Raw genomic sequence first — 2,991 nt, forward strand, 5'->3', positions numbered from 1 at the left:
AGCTTTAGCTGGCCACAAAGTGGTGAAGAACAGGACGTTCTGAATCAAATCAATAACAAAGACTAAAACGTAGTTTTATGTCTAGCTAGCATTCATTTTAGCAAGTATAAATGAGTAGATAGTTATCGGATTTGGTATAAGTAGTGTGACAAAACATTCCTCTGCATGGCAATAAAGCGCTTTGCTGTCTTTATTTAAGTGAGCGTAAAAATAATCCAAGTCCACCAACAGCAAGCACCAGAATGACAATAAGATCAAAAGAGATCATGGTACGTAAGCTGAAGCGAACCGTGGAGATAACACCAAATATTAGTGCGCTGATAGAGCCGATTGATAAGATCCAACCCAACATACTTTTGCCGTTAAAGAAAATCAGCCCTATCCCAAAAATAAACGGCACCATAATCATACCACCGGTAAGGTTGAAACTGTTCCCCAGCGCATTATAACTATACAAACGGGAGCCCAAAGCAAAACTCGATGTTACTGTGATGGCGTTCAAGAGCATATAAAAGCCGCCGCACATCATGATTAAGCCTATAAAGAAGGTACCAATCCCGCCTGAACTTCCACCAGCACCATTCATTTACCTCTCCTTGTGTTTATCCTTAAACTTATATCCAAATTTATACCATTAAATTTCAATTAAGGCTAATACCAATCCGCATAACTACCTGAACAATCTTACTTGCTAAAATTAACGATAATTGCGTTAACAGCGTTGCTTTCAATCCCAATAGCCAGCTATTTCTCAATCAAACGCCTTGCTCTCATTGATTTTCCCTGCGCAATTTTTAGTCAGCTCTCGCTGGTGCTGTTTTTTTAAACTATATGGTGCTCTGGCGTATTAGGATAACTCCCCCATCTTTTTTACCTTTTGCCCCAGTAGCGCTGCATCTCATAATATAAAAATGAAGCGGTCCAGGTTATTAACAGCAGCCCGGTTAACGATTCCAGTCCCACAAGGTGTCTGATATGACCATGGGGCTGTATATCCCCAAAGCCTAACGTGGTAAAAATAGTAAATGAAAAATAGACGCAATCCAGTAATGAGCCATCAAAGTTTCCCTCCAGATACCCCGTTCCCTGTATTTGCGGCATAAAATAATAAGCAATAGAAAAAAGCCAGATTTCAATGGTATGGGCAATTAAAGCCCCAAAAACACCAACAACAATTCTGAAGCGGTGTTTAATTTTCATTTTCGGAATGGCAAGTGATATGCGATACAAAAATTCATAATGAATAAGTACTGCCAGGGTAATAATTAAAAAATTGATTAGAAATACCGACCCCATAGATATATTAACCTGATAATTAAACAACCAATGAGTTTAACTATAGAGTATTATATCGTTAAAATGGCTGGACGTTTTATATCAATTCACACTAACCTTGCTGCACACACGAGACGACAAAACAACGGAATCACCTAATTTTTTCCGTTAAAATTGAAAATTCCTTCTGCATTTGCATATTATTAAAGGGCACCAACTCAGGAGCCTGCAGCGCCATAATCTTATCAAACAGTTGATTACTATCGTTGATCGAATTTAGCACTTGTGAAGACATGGTCACCGTATTAAGCGTGTTTACGGCTACTTTATAATCTTCAAAAAGAAGCGCGTGTGCCCTAGACATATTAGTTAAATCTTTTTTCAAATTATCTTTGTATAAGGCAATCGCATCAAGAGTTGTATGCTGACTTTTTAAGTTTAAAGCATACATATTACGATGTTTTTCCAGGGCATTAAGCTGCTCTTTTTGCGTGGTTATTATTAAACTCTGCTGCTTTTCCCGTAAATCATCAATCCGGGGAATATAGAGAGATTTCAAGCCGTCAATATAACGTTCCTGAATGTGCAACTGCAGCTCCAAAAGCACCACGTACATGCTGTAGTATTTTTTAGCGTTGTTTATATCTTCAGCGGACGAAGCGGTGATTTCCGCATAGGTTTTTGCAATTTCACCGATAACAGGAAATACCGTTGTCACACCAAGAATGTCATCTGAATTGACCCGCACCAGTAACGCTTCAACCTGCGCCAAGGAAAGATCGCTGCCAAATTCAGAGAGGCGATCCTGTACGGCTGTGAGCAAGTTTTCACGTATCATATTATATTCACGAATCTCATTTTCATAAGATAAGTGTTGGTCTAACGCATCTTGTTTATCGCTACCAATCAATATCACTGCTTTGGACTTTTGTTCTGCCGCCTGTTTGCGTTTATCTTCAATCAGCTGCTCGATAACGGTAATATCCTGTCGCGCATCTTCCAATAATTGATCATTTAATATGGCGTAAACATCATTAAGAATCTCGTCAATATCCCTTTGATATTGCGCTTGTGTTTTTTTCAACCAGGCACTTTCAGGGGCAAGAAATTTGTCCAGTTTAACTTCGAGAATATCATTAAAACGGTCTTCAACTTTATCCCAGGATTTAATGGCGATTTTCCTGGCTGGTGGCAGATCAGATAGTTCATCTTTGCTGAACTCACTATATAACGCCTGCCCTTGGCTTTTTGCATTATCCCAGCTTTCAGCCAGTAATTGTTGCCAGTCAGCCTGAACATTCATTGACATAATTACTGCTGAGAACAGCAACACTATTTTTTTCATCACCCATTCCTTTACCCATAAAATCAGTCGCTAGTTTGAGATCGGTAGCGTCTTCACAAATGAACACAGAATACACTAAATTCAGCTGTTTTTTTAGCAAAATAGCCGTAAACCCTCGCCCTTATTTTTAGGGCGGGGATATAAGGCGACAGTGTAGTAGCACTTTAAATCATGCAGGTGTGGATTGACTATCCACATAATTTTTCAAAGTTTCTATCGTAGCCCCCCCCGCGCTACAAGCAAAATATGACCGCGACCATAAAGCTGCATTTTTACTTTGCCTAGTTAAATAGGGGTTCTGTAATCGCAACATCCTCGATGATACCGATTTTAAATTATTAACCATCACACTGATCGCCAGTTTTGGCGGA

The 2,991-nt window shown here is 39.3% G+C and carries 4 protein-coding genes; all 4 read right to left on the reverse strand.

Annotation, left to right across the window (positions count from 1 at the left end; genetic code table 11):
* Positions 1 to 190: 190 nt before the first annotated feature.
* Positions 191 to 586: a hypothetical protein gene (locus ABZA00_RS16740; protein WP_372883289.1), complete on the reverse strand. Its 396-nt coding sequence runs from the start codon at positions 584 to 586 to the stop codon at positions 191 to 193.
* Positions 587 to 870: 284 nt separating this feature from the next.
* Entirely contained in the window at positions 871 to 1,296 is a 426-nt protein-coding gene (locus ABZA00_RS16745) for an ion channel (protein WP_372883290.1), read from the reverse strand.
* 130 nt (positions 1,297 to 1,426) lie between these two features.
* Positions 1,427 to 2,620, reverse strand: a complete 1,194-nt coding sequence (locus tag ABZA00_RS16750; protein WP_372883291.1) for a hypothetical protein — start codon at positions 2,618 to 2,620, stop codon at positions 1,427 to 1,429.
* Between the two features lie 169 nt (positions 2,621 to 2,789).
* Positions 2,790 to 2,991 (reverse strand): IS200/IS605 family transposase (tnpA, locus tag ABZA00_RS16755; protein WP_372883292.1); only part of this gene is annotated, 202 nt, incomplete at its 5' end.

The sequence above is a fragment of the Psychromonas sp. genome (genome assembly GCF_041586535.1).
In the GTDB taxonomy this organism is placed as follows: Bacteria; Pseudomonadota; Gammaproteobacteria; order Enterobacterales; family Psychromonadaceae; genus Psychromonas.